Raw genomic sequence first — 18,029 nt, forward strand, 5'->3', positions numbered from 1 at the left:
CCATATACAAAATAATATTATTTTCCTTCGTAGTGAGGCCGGTTGAAATCTAACATTTTATATAGTGAATTAAGTTGAACATCTAACGCGTTTATTCAAATATAATAAGTTAAGTTTAATATGACTATATAGTCTACAACTGAAAAATCAGATAATAAGAATAGTAAGAAGCAAGCGCCTAGCCGCCACTTATGGCGCATGCGCTTTATCAATGACTATGTCATTTATACGTAAATTTAGTTTTTTATAGTTCAACTATTGCTCCCTATATGTAGGTTATTCAACTTAATTTACTATATCTTTTTATATGGATAGCTAATTACTTGCTTAGCTTACTCAATAACTAAGCATAAATTAAATTTTTGCAATACCGGCAATCTTTTCTTTGTTTAAACTTAAATCATGCAAATTATAACTATCTAATTCTTTAAGAAAATTACTAATGGCTTTATTAAATATATGTTTTAACCCGCAAGTAGGAGAAATAATACAGGAATTGGTAGGTAAAAAACATTCCACTAATGCAAAGTCAGGCTCAGTTGCCCTTACAACAGCGCCTAGGTTAATTTCTTTAGGCTTAAAAGCCAGGCGTAAACCCCCTCCCTTACCTCTTATTGCTTCAACAAATCCGGCTTTTACTAATGTATTTACTACTTTAACTAAATGATTTTTAGATATGTTATATATTTTTGCTATCTGATCTATTGTACTTAAGCTTTCATTATTTGCAGTTAAATGCATTAATATTCTGAAAGCATAATCAGTGTGAAGAGTTAATCGCATAACAAATTTTTAAAAACTATTGTTTAATAAACTAAATATGTTAGATTATTTTATAAGAAGTATTTTAGAGGCAACTTTAAAATTTGTAAAGTAATTATGACAGATAAACCGGAACTGGCTTCTAATTTTTGTAATAATGTTGGATTATCGTTAGGTATTACGGAGCCTATAATTGAGAATTTGGTGCATAGCTTTTATATTAAAGTAAGAGAAGATGAGCTTATTGCGCCTATTTTTGATAATGTTATTGAAGGTAGTTGGGATGAGCATTTGTCTCGTATGTGTGACTTTTGGTCGTCTATTGTGCTCTCTACAGGCCGGTATAAAGGTCAACCTCTTTTAAAGCACATAAATATCCCTAATTTACATAAAGAGCATTTCTTGCGTTGGTTATCCATATTTGAAGAAAATGCATATAATACCTGCTCAAAAGAAATCGCTGATTTTTTTATAGACCGTGCACGAAAAATTGCTCAGAGCCTGATGCTGGGTATAAAATTTTATAATAAGGAATTAAAAATAAGGAATTAAATCTATAAGAGCTATATTATGAAAATCGATAAACCGAATTTAACACTTCATCATAAACCGAATGACTTATCTGATAGATTCGCTATGATTATGTGTAAGTTTTTACGTTGGATAGCCGACACTTTTTTCCAAAAAAGATACGGCCATAGAGCTGTAGTACTGGAAACCGTAGCTGCTGTACCAGGAATGGTAGGAGGTTTGTTAATTCATTTAAAATGCTTACGCAAACAGTGTCCTGATAACGGATGGATAAAAATGCTGCTTGATGAGGCTGAGAATGAACGCATACATCTAATGGCCTTTCTGGAAATTGCAAAACCAAATTGGTTGGAGCGTATGGTAATACTGCTCGTGCAAGGTATTTTCTTTAATGCATTCTTCTTATTATATTTAATTTCACCGAAAACAGCTCATAGATTAATAGGATATTTTGAAGAAGAGGCTATCATTAGCTACACAAGTTATTTAGAGGAGATTGATAACGGGCGTATCAAAAATACCCCGGCTACAAACACTGCTATAGAATATTGGAAACTACCCAGTAATGCAACTTTACGTGATGTAGTAGTTGCAGTGCGTAATGATGAAGCGGAGCATAGAGATGTAAATCATGAGTTTGCTAATCTACTAACTAAGTAGTAATAACCTCAATTCGGCATAACGGCATGTTAAAGCAATGCTTATCCAAATAATAAAGAAAGTAATATCATAGGTAAATATAGGTGCAGGTTAAAAGTAAACACTAATTTAAAATCATAAAAGCCCTATTGCTCATCTCACCACTTGAGCAATATTATTACTATCAAATTGCTTAATTACCTCTCCTATTAATTAGGGATAAGATCCTCCTATTTTAGGGGGGAGGAACGCGCACTACTATTATTAATTTATGCCTTCCTTCCCTATCTATAGTAAATTAAGTTGAATATCTAACGCTGTTATCCAAATACAATAAGTTAAGTTTAATATGACTATATAGCCTACAACTGAAAAATCAGATAATAAGAATAGTAAGAAGCACGCGCCTAGCCGCCATTTATGGCGCGTGCGCTTTATAAATGGCTATGTCATTTATACGTAAACTTAGTTTATTTTTTATAGTTCAACTATGTTCAATATATATAGCATATTCAAATTAATACACTATATAGCTAATAAGCTATTAATTGAGATTAAAATAAAAGCGGGTCAGGGGGTGGCAGAGCGCCTTAGGGAGCGAAGACACGCTATTTTCAGAATTCTTTGAATTTACTCATATAGCAATATTTATTCTCAACATATGTGAAAATAGCTATATCTATCTATCCTTCTTCAGAATAAAAGCTAAAATTTTAGCAGCCGTTATATAAGCTTCCGCAGGGAGATAATCATTAAACCTAAGAGTATCAGAAATAATTTCTGATTGCTTATCAGAGTCCATATTAATCCCGCTTTCTTTTGCTTTCTTTAAAATTGCTTTTACTATCTCATCCTTGTGAATTAAGTCGGATTTTGAAGTTATGCCTTCGTTAGCAGCATATTTTAAAGTGATCGTGATAAGTGCCTTTAATTCTTCTTTATTTGCCTGCACAACTATTCCCGCTCTTCAATCCATGCTGCTTGAATTGCTTCCAACACTTTTTCATTGCATTTATTGGGATCATCATTAAAGCGCGGAAGAGATATTACCCAACTTTTTAAGTCGGTGAATCTAATATTAATAATATCAGCTTCCGGGTAACGCTCTTCAAGTTCAATTGCAATATCGTAAACATCAAGCCATTTCATACTAAAAAAACCGCTAGTTAACTTTGCCGAAGAATTTCATAAACTCACCGTCGGGCGATAAAATGAGCTTAGTGTTATCTTTATTAATCGACTTTTTATAAGCTTGCAGAGTTCTATAGAATTCATAAAATTGCGGGTCACGGCTAAAACTTGATGAGAAAGCTTTAATGGCTTCTCCATCGCCTTCACCACGCAGCATTTGAGCTTTCTTTTGTGCTTCCGCTAAGATAATTTTCTTCTCTTTATCAGCGGTAGCTCTAATGATTTGTGCCTGCTCATCACCTTGTGCTCTAATTTCTTTAGCTTCTTTCAAACGGTCGGTTTTCATACGTTGATATACGGCCTCGCGGCTTTTTTCAGGGAGATCTGCTCTCATTATCCTTACATCGACCATTTCAACTCCTAAACTGTTTGCTTCCGTATTCACCAGGTCACAAATTTTTTTCATGAGCTCAGGTCTTTGCGGGCTAAGCAAAGCTTTAAAAGGAACGCTACCTAATACCTGCCTAAGGTTAGAATCTAAAATTGATGAAAGTCTGGATTTTAATTTCTCCTCGGTTTGTACTGTTTGATAAAATGTAAGGGCTTCTTTTATTCTATATTTGCCGAAAGAATCAACACGCATATTTTTTTGATCGGAAGCAATAACTTCAGTCGGTTCAGATTTTAAATTTTGAATCCTTTTGTCAAAAAAGAACACATTTTGAATAAAAGGTATTTTAAATTTAAGCCCCGGTGTATCAATTTGCTTAATCGGTTCACCAAATTGAATTACTAAAGCAACTTGCCTTTGATCAACAATGAATGCAGAGTTGAATATAGCTAACAGAGCCGCAAATACTATAATTATTAATGTTAAACTAAAATAATTCTTTGTCATATTAACCCCTATTTCTTTTCGCTATTATTGTTATTTTTCAGTAATTCATTAAGAGGAAGATAAGGCACGGTTCCGCTGGAAGCTTTGCCGTCCATAATAATCTTATCCATTCCTGAAAGTATTTCTTCCATGGTTTCCAGATACATTCTCTTACGGGTTACATCTTTTGCTTTTTGGTATTCGTTATAGATTGAGTTAAACCTACTTGATTCACCTTGAGCGCTGGCTATAACCTGCTGTTTATAACCTTCCGCCTCCTGGAGGAATTTTTCGGCTTCACCTCTTGCTCTAGGTAGCATCGAATTCCTATAAGCCAAAGCTTCATTGATAAGTTTTTCCTTATCAGCTTTTGCTGATTGGACATCACGGTAAGAATCAATAACTTCAAGTGGCGGTTGTACCCTCAGTAATTGTAATCTTTCAATGTGCACGCCCATTTTGTAGTTATTTAACATTTCTTGTAACAGTTGCTTAGCTTTCTGTTCAATTTTAAAACGTTCCTGCGCTAAAGCATCGGAAATTTTATGTATACCGATTACTTCACGTATCGCGCTTTCCGCACAACTTTTAACCGTGTTTTCATTAGGCAGATCTCTTAAATTAAATAAGAAATTTTTTGCATCTTTTACTTTCCATTGCACGTCAAAGTTTATATCAACTATATTCTCGTCACCTGTTAACATTTGACTTTCTTCAGGACGATTTTCAATATTTTGATCCGCAACGTCATTAGGCTTAGAACCGAATAGCCTTGAAGTACCATAGTTTTGCGGCGAATTTGAACGGAAGCCAATAATTTCACGATTAATTCGTGTAGTACTTACTTTCACGATAGTCTCTATAGGAGAAGGAAATTTATAATTTAAACCCGGAATCGAAGTTCTATTATATTTCCCTAGTCTCAAAACTACACCTTCCTCATCCGGCTGCACGGTGTAAAAGCCGGTTGAAAGCCAGGAAAGTAGCCCGATGAGCAATGCAATTATAATGATTTTACTTGAAGGTAAGGAGAAATTTGAGCCGCTGAAATTGCTGTTTCCTCCGCCTCCCGAAGGTTTTTTCTTAGCCTGGAGAAAATCTACGATTTTTTCTTGGCTTTTGCGGATTATTTCATCCAAATCATCATTATTATCTGGTTTTTTATTTCGGTTGGAGCTATCATCCCAAGGATTGCGAAAGTCTGACATATTGTTGTTGCCTAGTATTCAATTTTCCATATAGGTATCAACTATATCGAACTTCAACGCTTATGGCAAGAGTATGTCTATGATTACAGAAAAACAAATTATCGGATCGTTAGTTAATATTATTGATCCTGAGGCGGGAAAGCCAGTTACCGACTTTATTCCAAGAGTGGTAATAAGAGATAATTCGGTATTTTTTACCCTTGAATACAGTGCATTGAAAACTCCGGAACAAATCAAAGCTAAAGAGCAATTGAGAGACTTATGCGAACAGGAAGTAAAAAAAATTAAAGGGGTAGGGGACGTGAAGGTAACCGTGAGTTCTACTAAAGAAGATCCGAAAGTAAGTAAAAAATCACCCATAATGGGAGTAAAGAAAATAATATTAGTTGCTTCGGGAAAAGGAGGGGTTGGTAAATCTACTGTTGCCTGCAACTTAGCGGTTGCTTTAAGCAAGAGCGGAAAGAGAACGGCATTGGTTGATGCTGATATTTACGGTCCTTCTATGCCTAAGATGTTCGGTATCGCCGAAAAACCTGAATTGATAAATAATTTAATGATCCCGCTTGAAAAATTCGGCGTAAAGTTAATGTCAATGGGATTTCTGGTCAATCCCGATGCAGCAGCCGTGTGGCGTGGACCTATGGTAACCAAGGCTTTATTTCAGTTGATGAGAATGACTAATTGGGCATTTGATGATAGAGAAGTGGATGTAATGGTGATTGATACCCCCCCCGGAACTGGGGATGTGCATTTAAGTTTAGCGGAAAATTATATTATCGACGGTACCGTTTTAGTCTCTACTCCTCAAGAAGTGGCTCTCGCAGATGTGAGAAAAGCTTATGACATGTTTAATAAGCTTCACATTCCCGTGCTTGGAGTAGTTGAAAATATGAGCTATTTTGAGGATGAAAAGTCTAAAAATATTACTTATATTTTCGGTCGAAACGGGATGAAGAATTTTGCTCAAAAAGCAGGTATTAACTTTTTGGGCGAGATCCCGCTTAATCCTAAAATTGCTTCCTCCTCCGATCATGGCATACCGATTGCTCTAAACGATGATTATAAAAGTATTGCTAGCCTCTTCCGCGAGATTGCGAAGAAGGTTTGTTGATAATTCCTTCCATATTATTTTTTTTTGGTAGCAATATGTTTGCATATAATTCGGAATCTTTAAAAAGTTCAGAAGCATAATCTAAAGGGGTTTGTCCTGTGTTATCCTTTTTTATTAGGGCTTTAGGATATTGATTGCAAACATATTCTATAAAGTTACAGGTACTCCAAAAATTAAACTTGCTGGAAGTTTTTACAGCACTATGTAATGGATAAGAATTAGTTTTAGATGAAGGTACTGAGCAGAGGGCACCAAAATCTACAAGTGCCATAACTATATCCAATCTTCCGCTTTGAGCGGCAACTTCAGTTAATGCTTCTCCATTGAGTTGTTCGTTTACACAGTCTTTTATGGACTCGCCGGCTTCATAAATTGAATCAAAAAATTCATCCCAATTATCTTCTCTTTGACAGCTCCTTGCTACTCTAAAGAATTGACCTAAATTTTTGGTAATATCGTATTCTTTCTGGTTGCTTACCCTTCTTAATAAAGCAGAGATGGCAATAAATTTTTTTTCATTTGCAGCTTCTACATGTTTGGATAGAGCTTCAGGAGTATTGCTTAAAATTGTAGTTTCTTCAACTATCTTTTTTAGTAAAATTTCAATTAGTTCTAAATTACTATTTTTATTATTTATTTTTACATTATTTATTACACAAGCCATTAATAAATTAAGGCCATAATTTTTGAAACTCGGAGAGTGTGGATCTAAGGTGCTCATGTAATATGTAATATTTACTTTGCCATCTCCTATTTCAGTTTTTCCTTCTTTTAAGGCATCTAGTAGAGTCTTGTATCTTCTCTCATCAAGGGTTCTTAAAGTAACCCCTAAGAAATTTCCAACTCTAGTAAAGGCACTTTCTTGCCTATAGCCACCATTTTGCCCATGTTTTAATGAGTGATTCTCTCGGGTAATAACTTTAACGGTGCCTTCTTGTAAACCACTTTTTTCTTCATCTTCAAATCTATGTGCACGAAGCCTCATTTTATTTTCTCATTTAATATTATGGTTGAAAATTATTTATAGAAAAAACGGCCTACTTGTTGTGGGTAAGCCGTTGTTTTATGTTACTCAGTTAGATTGAGCGGGCTTGTTGGGTGGTTGTTGATTGACTAACTTGCTCAACATAATTTTGCATTTTTTCAAATAGAGGTGAAGCCCTGAGCTTACCGGCCGCATAATAAAGCGGAGTCTTATTGCTTTCATCCTTGTGTTCTAAAGCCTCAGGATATTTTTCAAATAATTTTCCGGCAACTTCCTGCTGACCGGAAGCAATCGCTAAGTGTAAAGGCAACCTGTTGTATTTATTGGCAATGTCGCATTTCGCATTTAAGCCGATTAATTTTTCTGCTATATTGGTTCTACTTGTACTTAAAGCAAGATGAAGTAAGGTTTGGCCATTTTCCAGAGTATTTAAATCATTTTTTATAGCATTGCTCGGCTGCTCAAGGGTGCTTAGCACTTGATCCCATTTGTTGCACATAGCAAGTGCAAAAAGTGAAGGCATTGCCGTAGCGCTTGAAGCTGATAAGTTTTTAATCAATGCGCTTAATGCAGCTGTTTGGTTCGTTTCAATTGCAAGGGTGAGAAGATTAGTAGTCTTTTTCTCTCCGTTATATTCAACTTCGAATTGTTTGTTAATTTGTGCTGAATTTAAAGAATTAATGTAATCCGTTATGGTCCAATTTTTAATTTCACTATCATTGCGGATAAAACTTGCCCAAAGGTCTATAAATCTTTCAGCTGTTAAATTCTTTGAAGCTAACTTTGTATATTGAGCTGCCCACCAAGCGGAAGACTCCGGTTCTGCACCACCGCTAATAACTTTTAAATTATGAGTTACATCACCGACTTTAAAAGATCTTTCTAAGAGTTGTTCTTGTTTCATGCTTTATCCTTTATAAAATTTCAGATTTAGGAGATCATAAAATTAATAGCAAGTAAAGTATATTAAACTGATAATAATAATATTTTTAACTTGCTGATTTTTATACTTTTGTACCTTTTTAGTTTAGCTATTGAAATATAAAGTTTTTATGATCTGAAATTAACAATGCTATTTTCTGTTGAATAAGCCTTTTGCATTAGCTTTTCATAAAGTTCCCAGATTTTAGGGCTTCCGAAGGAAAAAATTTTTTCGCATGAAGGGGGTTTATCCAGGGTATCTTTTTTAACTTTAGAGGAAATGCTGGATTCGGTAAATCCAGAAACAATTTTTTCAACCTCGGGGCTATCTTTGCTACCCATTATCATAACTGGTGTATTGCCGAAATTATCCTTGGACTCTAGCATCAAAGGGAATTTATCCAGTAAGTAATAGAAGGTTTCTTTATCGTCTGCAAGAAGAGCAGCTATATGCAAAGAATTTTGCTCTTTATCATTTGTAATGCTGCAATCTGCACCCATCTCAACCAAAGCCTTAACCACTTCCAGTGGAGCATGGGCGGTAGCTAAATGCAGCAAGCAATGGCCTTTAAGTTTCTTATTAATATACTTTTCAATTTCTTTAGGCTGCTTTTTTAAAAATGATAAAAATTTATCCCAATCGTTCTTTTTCGCATAGCGAAATAACTCATTTAAAGCTATTTTTTCCGAATATAAATCAGGCTCTGTTTTTTTGAATAACAGAATCGACATGTCTTTGCCATATACCCTTCTTCTTGAAAGAGCAGATTTCATATGAGTATCACTATAGTTTATTTGAAACTTATCAAAAAGAATGTTTACTATATTTGTTTGATTGGTTTCGATCGCGATTTGTAGGAGGTCTTTCTTTTCGACTATGCTATCTTCTACTTGATTGCTTTCAAAGGCAAGTTGTAATTTATTCACATTCGCCTCCTGCTTCGCTTTTTCATCAGGTAGATCGGATTCAAATGTAAAGATCAATTCATCTATATCTTCATCAATCTTTTCTTCTTTTAGATCTGGTTTATCCTTAGCGTTAGCTTTCTGCATAATAACGTTAAAAACACGATTAATCGACATATGATTGAGTTTTTCAATATAACTCACCTTATCAATACCTGCGATTACAGTGCTCCCTAATAAGAAAGCTTTCCAAATTTCAAAGAATTTAGCTTTAGTAAGATAATCCTCGGAATCCGATTTCCTTTCTGACTCACAGCTTAAAACTACAATTTCGTATCGCCTGTTTTCAAATATAACGTTAGCTTGATGAATCACGCCTCTTACCCCTTTTTTAATTGCGTTAATATTAATTAGAAACACTAAACTATTCTAAAGTAAAGTGGGTTAACCTTAAAAATAAATGCTACGTTAATATTTAGTATTTTATAACAATTATGATTGTATGGTAGGTAGTAAGTTAATGTATTTTAATACATTAATAGTATTCTTAATAAGAAAGATAAAAAATGACTATCATATAATATTATATCTTTACATTAATAAAGAGTTGGATTATAAGTATCTCAAAATAATTTAAGAATAATTTGAAACAATGAGTGTAAAAATTAGATTATCCAGATCAGGCGCTAAAAAGAGACCTTATTATAGAATTGTAGTTGCGGATGCTCGCTCGCCGAGAGACGGTAAGTTTATTGAGAAAATCGGCAGTTATAATCCGCTGCTTGCTAAAGATAACGAGCAAAGAGTTGTTATTAATCAGGAAAGAGCTAAACACTGGCTTTCCGTTGGTGCGCAAGCTACTGATAGAGTAGAGAAATTTTTACTTAATTTTGGTTTATTAGCAGGCAAAAAAGAGAAAGTAGCTAATAAATAAATTATTTAACGAGCTTAAGGTTTAATAAAAGGTCCTAAAATGTCGATTCAACGCGCTAAAAACGATTACGATATCTGTGTGGGAGTTATTACTTCGGTAAATGGAGTAAAAGGGTACGTAAAAATTAGAAGTTTTACTGACAATCCAAAGGATCTGGCTAACTTTAAAAAGTTATTTGATGAAAGCAATAAAGAGTATCAAATAAATATTATAACTCTTAAAAAAGATTATATAATTGCGGGTATTGAAGGCATCGCTTCAAGGAATGATGCTGAAAAATTAAGAAACACCAGGCTTTATATTAAAAGATCAGAATTACCGTCCGCAGGCAGCAATGAATTTTATCATGCAGACCTTATGGGCTTAGATGCTAAATTAAAAAACGGTACTAATTTCGGCGTAGTTAAAGGCGTGGTTAATTTCGGCGCCGGAGATATTTTAGAGATTTATGATTTAAACTCGGAAAAAACTATTTACTATCCGTTTACTAAGCAATTCGTACCGGAAATTAACTTAGATAAAAGACATATTTTACTTGAGCCGTTAGAAGAAGTTCTTGCAGCTTCAGAATAGGGAGAGCTTATCTGCCGTGTGGAAAGTTTCTATTCTCACTCTCTTTCCGGGAATCTATCCGGGTGCGCTTAATTCATCAATTATCGGTAATGCTCTAGAAGCAGGAATTTGGGGTCTCGATGTTTATAATATTCGGGATTTTGCTCATGATAAGCATAAAACCGTAGATGATACCACCTACGGCGGTGGAGCAGGGTTAGTCATCAAACCTGATATAATGGGTGCTGCAATTGATTCATGTTTTATAAGCAATAATAAACCTATTTATTACCTTACGCCTCGAGGTAAAGTTTTTAATCAAAAGATTGCTAAAGAAATTATAAGTGAACATTCTTCAGGTATTAATATTATCTGCGGCAGGTATGAAGGGATTGACGAAAGAATATTTACGGAGTATAACATTGCCGAGATAAGTATGGGCGACTATGTTGTCTCATCCGGTGATATTGCTTTATTTCCACTAATAGATTGTTGTGTAAGGTTGTTGCCGGGTGTACTGGAAAAGAGCGAAGCTTTAGATAATGAAAGTTTTGGTGCAGGAAAGTTTGAAAACCTTTTAGAGTACCCTCACTTTACAAAGCCAAGTAATTGGCGCGGCCATGAAGTTCCGGATGTTTTACTTTCGGGTAATCATCAGGAAATTGAAAAATGGCGCCTAAAGCAAGCTGAAATAAAAACTAAAAATGCACGTTCCGATTTATGGAACCAATACATTAAAGGAGAAAAGAAATGAACTTACTTCAACAATATGAATCTCAAAAGATTCAAGCCTTAGTTGCAGGCAAAACTATTCCGGAATTTAGATCCGGTGACACTTTAAAAGTTTATGTTAAAATAGTGGAAGGTGCGACAGAAAGAATACAAGCATTCGAAGGGGTTTGTATACATATTAAAAACAGAGGAATCGCTTCCGGCTTCACTTTAAGAAAAATCAGTAACGGTGAAGGCGTAGAAAGAAAATTTAAATTATACTCTCCGCGTCTCGATAAAATTGAAGTAGTGAGAAAAGGTAAAGTAAGAAGAGCGAAACTTTACTACATGAGAGACTTAAGAGGTAAAGCTGCAAGGATTAAAGAAAGAAAAGACAAGCCGTCTTCTGCGGCTAAATAGTTACCCGTAAAAACAACCGATGTTTTAACTTTTACTTTATTGGTAACCGATAATAGCGCATATTATAATTTATTTATGGTATGCGCTTTTTAGTTGATTATAGATATAGTAATACTTAAGTTTAATATAGCTAATAGCCTATGAATTGAGATTAGAATGAATTCATGTGGGGCGGAGCGGCTACCGGTAAGCGAAGACACGTTATTTTCAGAATTCTTCGCATTCACTCTTATAGCAATATTTATTCTAAACTTATAATAAATTAAGTTATAAATCATACAATAACATTTATTTAACCCTGGTGCTTTATAACAAAGTAAAGATACATAAAAATTACTTGGAATCTTTATGAGCGCTGCCCCTCTAAGAGGCGAAGGGAATGCTGCTATTAATTTAATAAAGTTGAATTTTTATTTAAATAAATTATGTAAGTTATTAAACTTAATTTAATATGACTGTATAGCCTGTAACTGAGAAATCAGATAATAAGAATAGTAAGAAGCACGCGCCTCGCCGCCATTTATGGCGCGTGCTCGTATAAATGGCTATGTCATTTATACGTAAACTTATTTTCTTCTTTTATAGTTCAACTATGCTCCATGTATGTAGTATATTCAACTTAATTCACTATAACTTTAGCCTGTGTGCTATATGCTGTTCCGAATAAAGGTGGAAGGGTGAGCTATACGTAAGAGAATTATTTTTATATCTTAACTTTGAGTATTTGTTAACCGGCAATTAGAATTAGTTTAATCACTTGGGGCGCAAGGATATGAGTGTTTAAATAAATTTCTTAGGGTTATTGATATTATCTATGAATAAAAGCATTTATATGGTAAAACAAGCGAAATATTAATAAATTATCTAATTATAGGGGTTTAAAATTAAGTATATCAACCTGCTTTATATAACCTGTATAGCTATATTATTTGTGCTGTTCGTAATTCTTGCGCCTTTTATTGCAATAATATCAACTATTCTTGCGGGTACAAATTCATCAGATAACTTTGAGTTTTGTATGAACATTACTATAGTTGTTTCGCTAATAATATTGATTAGTTTGATTATATCCGTAATTTTCTTCAAAATAAAAGAGTATCTCGGGTCAATTCTGTATAGCCTTAGCTTCTTCTTTGGTGCATGTACTATAACGTTTACAGTTTTGGAGTTTATGAGGTAAATAACGATCGTATCTTCTATAGCCTTAAAAATCTGTTGTTTAAATAGCCTTGGTTCTTTGCTATAAAAGGTTATTACTTAATTTATTTATACTTTGAGATGTTTTTAAGAAGTGCTCTGGTTGTTAGCCTTACTACCTTTATCAGCCGGTTTTTCGGATATATCAGAGATGTAATACTTGCCGCTCAACTGGGGGCTGGAATATATAACGATATATTTATAATAATATTCAGAATACCAAATTTTTTTCGTACCATTTTTGGTGAAGGCGCCTTCAGTGCTTCTTTTATTCCTCTTTATTCAGGTATTCTGGAAACCGAAGGTAAATGTGAAGCTCAAAAGTTTGCATCCCGAATTCAAGGGTTCTTGCTTATTGCATTAATGATTTTTTGCGGGCTCATATTTATCTTTATGCCGGAGTTAATAAAGTTCACGGCGCCCGGGCTTGGGGGTAGTGAAAATATCAATCTTGCCGTATCATTATCGCGGGTGAGCATCAGCTATTTGGCTTTGATTTCCTTTGTTGCATTTTACGGCGGTATTTTAAACAGCAGGGGGAAGTATTTTGCTTTTGCAGCAGCGCCCGTTATTTTGAATTTAGTGCTTATATTTTTTGCGCTTAAGGGAAATTCTCAAGTAGAAAAATTACATTGGTTATCTTATGGAATAGTAGTAGCCGGAGTTGCAGAATTAATTTGGATGATATTTTTCCTCTATAAAGAAAGGTGCTTGGTAAGGTTTACTAAACTTAAAATAACTGAAGATATTCGTACTATGGCGCGAAGAATAGTGCCCGGTATAATAGGTTCAGGGGTTGCACAAATTAATGTGCTGGTTGATACCGTGATTGCTTCATTTATCCCAAGTGCACTTTCTTATTTATATTATGCGGATAGAATTAACCAACTTCCGCTTGCTTTGATCGGCACAACCATGGGGATAGTGATGCTGCCTATGCTTGCTAAAGCTTTTAAAAGAGGAGATGTTGAAGAAGGAATAAGGCTACAAAATCAAGCGATAAGCTTTCTGCTGTTTATTTCGGTTCCCGCATCATTTGCACTCTTCATACTTGCTTTTGAACTAGTGGAAGTTTTATTTGAAAGAAATGCGTTCACAAGCCTTGCTACAAATGAAACAGCTAAAGCACTGATGGCCTTTTCATTAGGGCTTCCTGCTTATAGTTTGGTTAAAATTTTCGTTGCTAACTATCACGCCGGGGGAGACACGAAAACCCCAGTAAAAATTGCTTTTATATGTGTGATAAGTAACGCTTTATTTAGTATTATTCTGCTTCAGTATCTAAAACATGTCGGGATTGCTTTAGCTTCTTCGATTTCAGCATGGATAAACATCTCGCTACTATGGCTATTGCTTAATAAAAACGGTAAATTCAAACTGGTTTTTGGCATGAGTTCTAAAATTATTAAATATATTGTATCTGCGATAATAATGACGATATCTATATACCTGCTCAAAAGATTTACGGTTAACTTTAAACCCTATGTATCGCTTAGTATATTAATTGTGCTTGGCAGCTTAGTTTATTTAGTAAGCGCAATAATTACTAAGGCAACTTCATTACGAGAAATTAAAGGCTACTTAAAGAGGTGATTTATAAATTAATACCCTAAATATTTCACCATATTAATCAATGGCTTAATATTTGTTTAACAAGGTTGTGTTATAATAATAGTTAATATAACAAATGTTAAATAAATAATTACATGAGTGAATTAAAAAACTGGAAAAGTATTTCAAAAGAGCAACTTTTTACTGAAGCTTTAGAAAGAGGATTTGCTGAAGAAGCAAATGAATTTCTTAACTATTTTGATACGGTTAGCATATATGATGCAGTAGATGGTAATTATTTTAATGTGATGAAATATCTTATAGAGCATGATGTTGAAATTCATGAAGATACATTAAATTTTGCTGTTCAGTTGGAAAATTTAGAAGCATTAAAGATTTTGCTTGAGCATGGTGTTAAGGCCGGGGGCTATGAGGTGGATCTCGCCATTTCAATAGGAAATATAGAAATATTAAAGCTTCTGCTGAAATATGGAGCTGAGATAAGTGAATATGCGGTAAATGAAGTAGTTTCGGATGGAAATTTGGAAGTATTAAAACTTCTGCTTGAACATGGAGCTGAGATTAGCGACTCCCACATAGAAACCGCAATTTCAGGCGGGCACTTGGAGGTAATAAAGCTTCTGCTTGAGCATGGGGGTAAGGTTAGTGAGCGTGCAGTAAGTAATGCAATTTTAGGCGGGCATTTAGAAATATTGAAGTTTCTGCTTGAGCATGGAGCTGAGATTGGCGCCTCCAAGGTGGAAACTGCAATTTTGAGCGGGCATTTAGAAATATTGAAATTTCTGCTTGAACACGGAGCTGAGATTACGGGTAATGGAATAGAGCTTGCAGCGGTAGTCGGTCATTTGGAAGTAATAAAGTTTCTGCTTGAACATGGGGATAAGGTTAGTGAGCATGCAGTAACTAATGCAATTTTAGGCGGGCATTTAGAGGTATTAAAGTTTCTGCTTAAGCATGGGGGTAAGATTAGTGACTCTGCTGTAGAGGTTGCAGTTAAAATGGGGCATTTAGAGGTATTAAAGTTTCTGCTTGAGCATGGGAGTAAGATTACGGACAAAGAAATAGATCTTGCCGCTTTTCTAGGGAATTTAGATGTATTAAAGCTTCTAATTGAATATGGGGATAAGATTAGTGAATATGCAGTAAGTAATGCAGCTTCGGGTGGGCATTCAGAGGTGATAAAGTTTCTGCTTGAACATGGAGCTGAGGTTGGTAATAATGCAATAGAAAAAGCAGCTTACGGCAACCATCCGGAAGTAGTGAAGTTTTTAGTTGAGTATGGCGTACAAGTTAGGAGTCATGATTTATTAGCAATAATAAAAATAGGCGATAAGATATTAATTAAGCATGTTTTGGAAAATCTCACTAACTCTTTGATTTTACCTCAGGAAAATGAAGAAATTTTATTTGCATTATATGGAGATTCAGAACTACTCAAGATAATGGTAAAGGTCTCTGAAATTCCAAGCGAAGAATTAAATAAAATTTATATTAATGCGATCATTAAAGGTAATTATGACTTTGCTGCTAAGCTGCATGATGTGCTTGACGTATGTTTTGAAACTAATATTCTTTCCGACATAAGTAGTGCAATTATAAAAGGTTTGGATAACTCTATAGAAAACAATAAGTATCATGCAATTGTTAACCTTATTGATAAAGCGGGTATTAATATACCTCATCAGTACAAACACTTAGTAAATAATATTAATGATGATATAGATTCAAAGGAATTTGATTTTATATACGGTTTAACTCATAAGCTTGCACAGCATTATATTAACCTTGCTAAAGTGGCACTTGAAAAAAGTTTATTATCACAAATCATTAATGAAAATGAAATTAATCAAGCTAAAACAATTTTAAATGAAGTTTTTAATGCGGATAACCAAGCAAGATTCGAGAGTTTTCAAGAGCTGAAACGGACCTTTCCCAATGATAATGAGTTAAGCAAGGTAATAAACGAATTTGATGCGTATCATATGGTTATCGGCAATGCTCTTAACCGGCTTGATAAAGATTTTACATTGGAAGTTTTAGGGCTTAACGGAGTTAGTGTGCCTGTATTTGATGAGGATATTATGGTTTATCGGGGTTTTGTTGCAGATTTGGATGACGGAAGTGAGGATATATTGTTTAAGTACGGCAGTAGGGCTTTCGGAAAAGGTGAAATGCAAAAAACTTTAGGTTTTCATGTTAAAGAAGCTTGGAACCGACTTGAAGCTAAGGACGGGCATTTTTGGCAATACGGAGGCACTTATGTATCAGCGGAGCCTTCTATGGCTTCTGAATTTGCTCTCGGGATTACATCTAAAGGAAAGGGAGAAAATATTCTTCTGGAAATTAAGTTGAAAGCGGAAGCACCGAAAATTTGCGGCCGCGTTACTCATGAATATGAGTTTGTTCCGAATAATATTGAAGGCTCTGAAATCGTAGCAGTTTACAAGCTTAATAATGAAAAGACGATAAAATCAGTGTATAAAAATCCATATCTTCAAGATACCTCCCTCACTCCTAGGTATGTAGTCGGCAATACGATTGAGGAGGATAAGGAAGCAATTCAGAAATATAATTCATTAGATTGTAAAAGAACCGAGTATGATGATTATAATGATTTTCTGACTAAATACAGTTACACCGAAGAAATGTTAAAACCATTTTTTAAAGGACGTCCGGTTTATGAAGAAGTAATTACTGCGGAGCAGGCTGAGCCTGAGTTTGAATGTGATCTTACTTTGCAATGCTGTTAGTATAGGTAGCAAATGCTATCAATGAAAAGTTATAGTGAATTAAGTTGAATATCCTACATACAGGGAGCATAGCATAGTTGAACTATAAAAAATTAAACTAAGTTTACGTATAAATGACTATGTCATTTATAAAGTACACGCATTATAAATGGAGGTGAGGCGCGTACTTCTTACTATTCTTATTATCCGTTTTTCGGTTGCAGGCTATATAGTCATATTAAACTTAACTTATTATATTTGAATTAACGCGTTAGATATTCAACTTAATTTACTATAATTTACTTGCCAAGTGCTCCTGTTTTAGCTTCAGCTTGACTCTCTCTTATCCCTTCACCGGAAATCCTAGGTTTCCCGATTTTGGCTGCAAAACTCTTGCTTTCTTTTATACTATTGTTTTCTATCTTTTCCTGCGCTTTAGTTTTTACCTTCGTCTTTTCTTCAGTGCTTCTTAAAGGAGAACTATTTGTTTCCTCCGTTAAAGCTGAAACTGCTTTCTTGTCTTCGTCCGGGAATAAGCTTGTTAATTGTATTAATGTTTGTGCTACATATGGGTCTATAGCGGATTGTGAGCTTAAATCTTTAGTAAGAGTAGGGGTGACTTACCGAAGGAGTAGAACCATCCTTGGTAGTACTTTGGAGGATAGGATTACCTACTTTAATTCCTTCAGATTTTTGTTAATTTTCAACCTCATTTACATATTTGAGCAACAACGCCGCTAAAACCGATATATTCGAGTATATTGAGTGCTGGTATAATAATAAACTTCGACATTCTTCTTTAGGATATTTATCTCCTAATGAGTTTGAAAACCTTTATTATAA

General features: G+C 34.5%; 19 protein-coding genes. 10 read left to right on the forward strand and 9 right to left on the reverse strand.

Annotation, left to right across the window (positions count from 1 at the left end; translation table 11 throughout):
- Positions 1 to 354: 354 nt before the first annotated feature.
- A complete protein-coding gene (locus NF27_RS04025; RefSeq protein WP_039455959.1) occupies positions 355 to 783 on the reverse strand; it encodes an RrF2 family transcriptional regulator in 429 nt (142 codons plus the stop codon).
- A gap of 96 nt (positions 784 to 879) precedes the next feature.
- Between NF27_RS04025 and NF27_RS04030 the strand changes: the two genes are divergently transcribed.
- Both NF27_RS04030 and NF27_RS04035 read left to right on the forward strand, forming a co-directional pair.
- Positions 880 to 1,314: a group III truncated hemoglobin gene (locus tag NF27_RS04030; protein ID WP_053332560.1), complete on the forward strand. Its 435-nt coding sequence runs from the start codon at positions 880 to 882 to the stop codon at positions 1,312 to 1,314.
- 18 nt (positions 1,315 to 1,332) lie between these two features.
- The gene (locus NF27_RS04035) at positions 1,333 to 1,953 is read left to right on the forward strand and encodes an alternative oxidase (RefSeq protein WP_039455962.1); all 621 of its coding nucleotides are present in this window, start codon (positions 1,333 to 1,335) and stop codon (positions 1,951 to 1,953) included.
- A 658-nt stretch (positions 1,954 to 2,611) separates the two neighbouring features.
- Here NF27_RS04035 and NF27_RS04040 read toward each other — a convergent pair.
- The 4 genes from NF27_RS04040 to hflK are packed head-to-tail and all read right to left on the reverse strand — an operon-like array spanning position 2,612 to position 5,148.
- Positions 2,612 to 2,884, reverse strand: coding sequence for an EscU/YscU/HrcU family type III secretion system export apparatus switch protein (locus tag NF27_RS04040; RefSeq protein ID WP_039455965.1), 273 nt, complete (start codon positions 2,882 to 2,884; stop codon positions 2,612 to 2,614).
- 2 nt (positions 2,885 to 2,886) lie between these two features.
- On the reverse strand, positions 2,887 to 3,081 hold the full coding sequence (iscX, locus tag NF27_RS04045; protein ID WP_039455968.1) for a Fe-S cluster assembly protein IscX: 195 nt from the start codon (positions 3,079 to 3,081) through the stop codon (positions 2,887 to 2,889).
- 13 nt (positions 3,082 to 3,094) lie between these two features.
- On the reverse strand, positions 3,095 to 3,961 hold the full coding sequence (gene hflC, locus NF27_RS04050) for a protease modulator HflC (RefSeq protein ID WP_039455971.1): 867 nt from the start codon (positions 3,959 to 3,961) through the stop codon (positions 3,095 to 3,097).
- An 8-nt stretch (positions 3,962 to 3,969) separates the two neighbouring features.
- A complete protein-coding gene (gene hflK, locus NF27_RS04055) occupies positions 3,970 to 5,148 on the reverse strand; it encodes an FtsH protease activity modulator HflK (RefSeq protein ID WP_039455974.1) in 1,179 nt (392 codons plus the stop codon).
- Positions 5,149 to 5,227: 79 nt separating this feature from the next.
- On the opposite strand from hflK, the gene NF27_RS04060 reads away from it, so the two are divergent.
- Positions 5,228 to 6,259, forward strand: a complete 1,032-nt coding sequence (locus NF27_RS04060) for an Mrp/NBP35 family ATP-binding protein (RefSeq protein ID WP_039456105.1) — start codon at positions 5,228 to 5,230, stop codon at positions 6,257 to 6,259.
- On the opposite strand, the gene NF27_RS04065 is transcribed toward NF27_RS04060, so the two are convergent.
- The 3 genes from NF27_RS04065 to NF27_RS04075 all read right to left on the reverse strand — a co-directional run bounded on the left by NF27_RS04065 (position 6,222) and on the right by NF27_RS04075 (position 9,446).
- On the reverse strand, positions 6,222 to 7,244 hold the full coding sequence (locus NF27_RS04065) for an ankyrin repeat domain-containing protein (protein WP_039455978.1): 1,023 nt from the start codon (positions 7,242 to 7,244) through the stop codon (positions 6,222 to 6,224). The two genes, NF27_RS04060 and NF27_RS04065, sit on opposite strands and share 38 nt — an antisense overlap.
- Before the next feature lie 91 nt (positions 7,245 to 7,335).
- Positions 7,336 to 8,148: an ankyrin repeat domain-containing protein gene (locus tag NF27_RS04070; protein ID WP_039455982.1), complete on the reverse strand. Its 813-nt coding sequence runs from the start codon at positions 8,146 to 8,148 to the stop codon at positions 7,336 to 7,338.
- Positions 8,149 to 8,294: 146 nt separating this feature from the next.
- On the reverse strand, positions 8,295 to 9,446 hold the full coding sequence (locus tag NF27_RS04075; RefSeq protein WP_152606838.1) for an ankyrin repeat domain-containing protein: 1,152 nt from the start codon (positions 9,444 to 9,446) through the stop codon (positions 8,295 to 8,297).
- Positions 9,447 to 9,723: 277 nt separating this feature from the next.
- Here NF27_RS04075 and rpsP point away from each other — a divergent pair, with 277 nt between their 5' ends.
- From rpsP to rplS, 4 genes are read left to right on the forward strand one after another with little or no spacing between them, the layout of a single operon-like run.
- Complete coding sequence (gene rpsP, locus NF27_RS04080) at positions 9,724 to 10,005, forward strand: 30S ribosomal protein S16 (RefSeq protein WP_084212780.1); 282 nt, start codon at positions 9,724 to 9,726, stop codon at positions 10,003 to 10,005.
- A 39-nt stretch (positions 10,006 to 10,044) separates the two neighbouring features.
- A complete protein-coding gene (gene rimM, locus NF27_RS04085) occupies positions 10,045 to 10,578 on the forward strand; it encodes a ribosome maturation factor RimM (protein WP_039455988.1) in 534 nt (177 codons plus the stop codon).
- Entirely contained in the window at positions 10,562 to 11,311 is a 750-nt protein-coding gene (trmD, locus tag NF27_RS04090) for a tRNA (guanosine(37)-N1)-methyltransferase TrmD (protein WP_039455991.1), read from the forward strand. Before rimM ends, trmD begins: the two co-directional genes overlap by 17 nt.
- Positions 11,308 to 11,688 carry a 50S ribosomal protein L19 gene (gene rplS / locus NF27_RS04095; protein ID WP_038538576.1) on the forward strand — a complete coding sequence of 127 codons (381 nt, stop codon included), beginning with the start codon at positions 11,308 to 11,310 and terminating at the stop codon, positions 11,686 to 11,688. Before trmD ends, rplS begins: the two co-directional genes overlap by 4 nt.
- Positions 11,689 to 12,591: 903 nt before the next feature.
- Here rplS and NF27_RS12040 read toward each other — a convergent pair.
- Entirely contained in the window at positions 12,592 to 12,774 is a 183-nt protein-coding gene (locus NF27_RS12040) for a hypothetical protein (RefSeq protein ID WP_152606839.1), read from the reverse strand.
- Between the two features lie 192 nt (positions 12,775 to 12,966).
- Between NF27_RS12040 and murJ the strand changes: the two genes are divergently transcribed.
- The 3 genes from murJ to NF27_RS11755 all read left to right on the forward strand — a co-directional run.
- A complete protein-coding gene (gene murJ, locus NF27_RS04100) occupies positions 12,967 to 14,478 on the forward strand; it encodes a murein biosynthesis integral membrane protein MurJ (RefSeq protein WP_039455996.1) in 1,512 nt (503 codons plus the stop codon).
- Positions 14,479 to 14,591: 113 nt separating this feature from the next.
- Complete coding sequence (locus NF27_RS04105) at positions 14,592 to 17,207, forward strand: ankyrin repeat domain-containing protein (RefSeq protein ID WP_039456000.1); 2,616 nt, start codon at positions 14,592 to 14,594, stop codon at positions 17,205 to 17,207.
- A 700-nt stretch (positions 17,208 to 17,907) separates the two neighbouring features.
- Positions 17,908 to 18,029, forward strand: a 122-nt coding sequence (locus NF27_RS11755; protein ID WP_152606840.1) for an IS3 family transposase, incomplete at its 3' end; no start/stop codon positions are given.

The sequence above is a fragment of the Candidatus Jidaibacter acanthamoeba genome (genome assembly GCF_000815465.1).
Classification (GTDB): Bacteria; Pseudomonadota; Alphaproteobacteria; order Rickettsiales; family Midichloriaceae; genus Jidaibacter; species Jidaibacter acanthamoebae.

What these genes read in the sequence shown, in the direction of transcription:
- NF27_RS04025 (WP_039455959.1), bottom strand. Translation starts at nt 783, where the DNA reads ATGCGATTAACTCTTCACACTGATTATGCTTTCAGAATATTAATGCAT.
- NF27_RS04030 (WP_053332560.1), top strand. Translation starts at nt 880, where the DNA reads ATGACAGATAAACCGGAACTGGCTTCTAATTTTTGTAATAATGTTGGA.
- NF27_RS04035 (WP_039455962.1), top strand. Translation starts at nt 1,333, where the DNA reads ATGAAAATCGATAAACCGAATTTAACACTTCATCATAAACCGAATGAC.
- iscX (WP_039455968.1), bottom strand. Translation starts at nt 3,081, where the DNA reads ATGAAATGGCTTGATGTTTACGATATTGCAATTGAACTTGAAGAGCGT.
- hflC (WP_039455971.1), bottom strand. Translation starts at nt 3,961, where the DNA reads ATGACAAAGAATTATTTTAGTTTAACATTAATAATTATAGTATTTGCG.
- hflK (WP_039455974.1), bottom strand. Translation starts at nt 5,148, where the DNA reads ATGTCAGACTTTCGCAATCCTTGGGATGATAGCTCCAACCGAAATAAA.
- NF27_RS04060 (WP_039456105.1), top strand. Translation starts at nt 5,228, where the DNA reads ATGATTACAGAAAAACAAATTATCGGATCGTTAGTTAATATTATTGAT.
- NF27_RS04065 (WP_039455978.1), bottom strand. Translation starts at nt 7,244, where the DNA reads ATGAGGCTTCGTGCACATAGATTTGAAGATGAAGAAAAAAGTGGTTTA.
- NF27_RS04070 (WP_039455982.1), bottom strand. Translation starts at nt 8,148, where the DNA reads ATGAAACAAGAACAACTCTTAGAAAGATCTTTTAAAGTCGGTGATGTA.
- rpsP (WP_084212780.1), top strand. Translation starts at nt 9,724, where the DNA reads ATGAGTGTAAAAATTAGATTATCCAGATCAGGCGCTAAAAAGAGACCT.
- rimM (WP_039455988.1), top strand. Translation starts at nt 10,045, where the DNA reads ATGTCGATTCAACGCGCTAAAAACGATTACGATATCTGTGTGGGAGTT.
- rplS (WP_038538576.1), top strand. Translation starts at nt 11,308, where the DNA reads ATGAACTTACTTCAACAATATGAATCTCAAAAGATTCAAGCCTTAGTT.
- murJ (WP_039455996.1), top strand. Translation starts at nt 12,967, where the DNA reads ATGTTTTTAAGAAGTGCTCTGGTTGTTAGCCTTACTACCTTTATCAGC.
- NF27_RS04105 (WP_039456000.1), top strand. Translation starts at nt 14,592, where the DNA reads ATGAGTGAATTAAAAAACTGGAAAAGTATTTCAAAAGAGCAACTTTTT.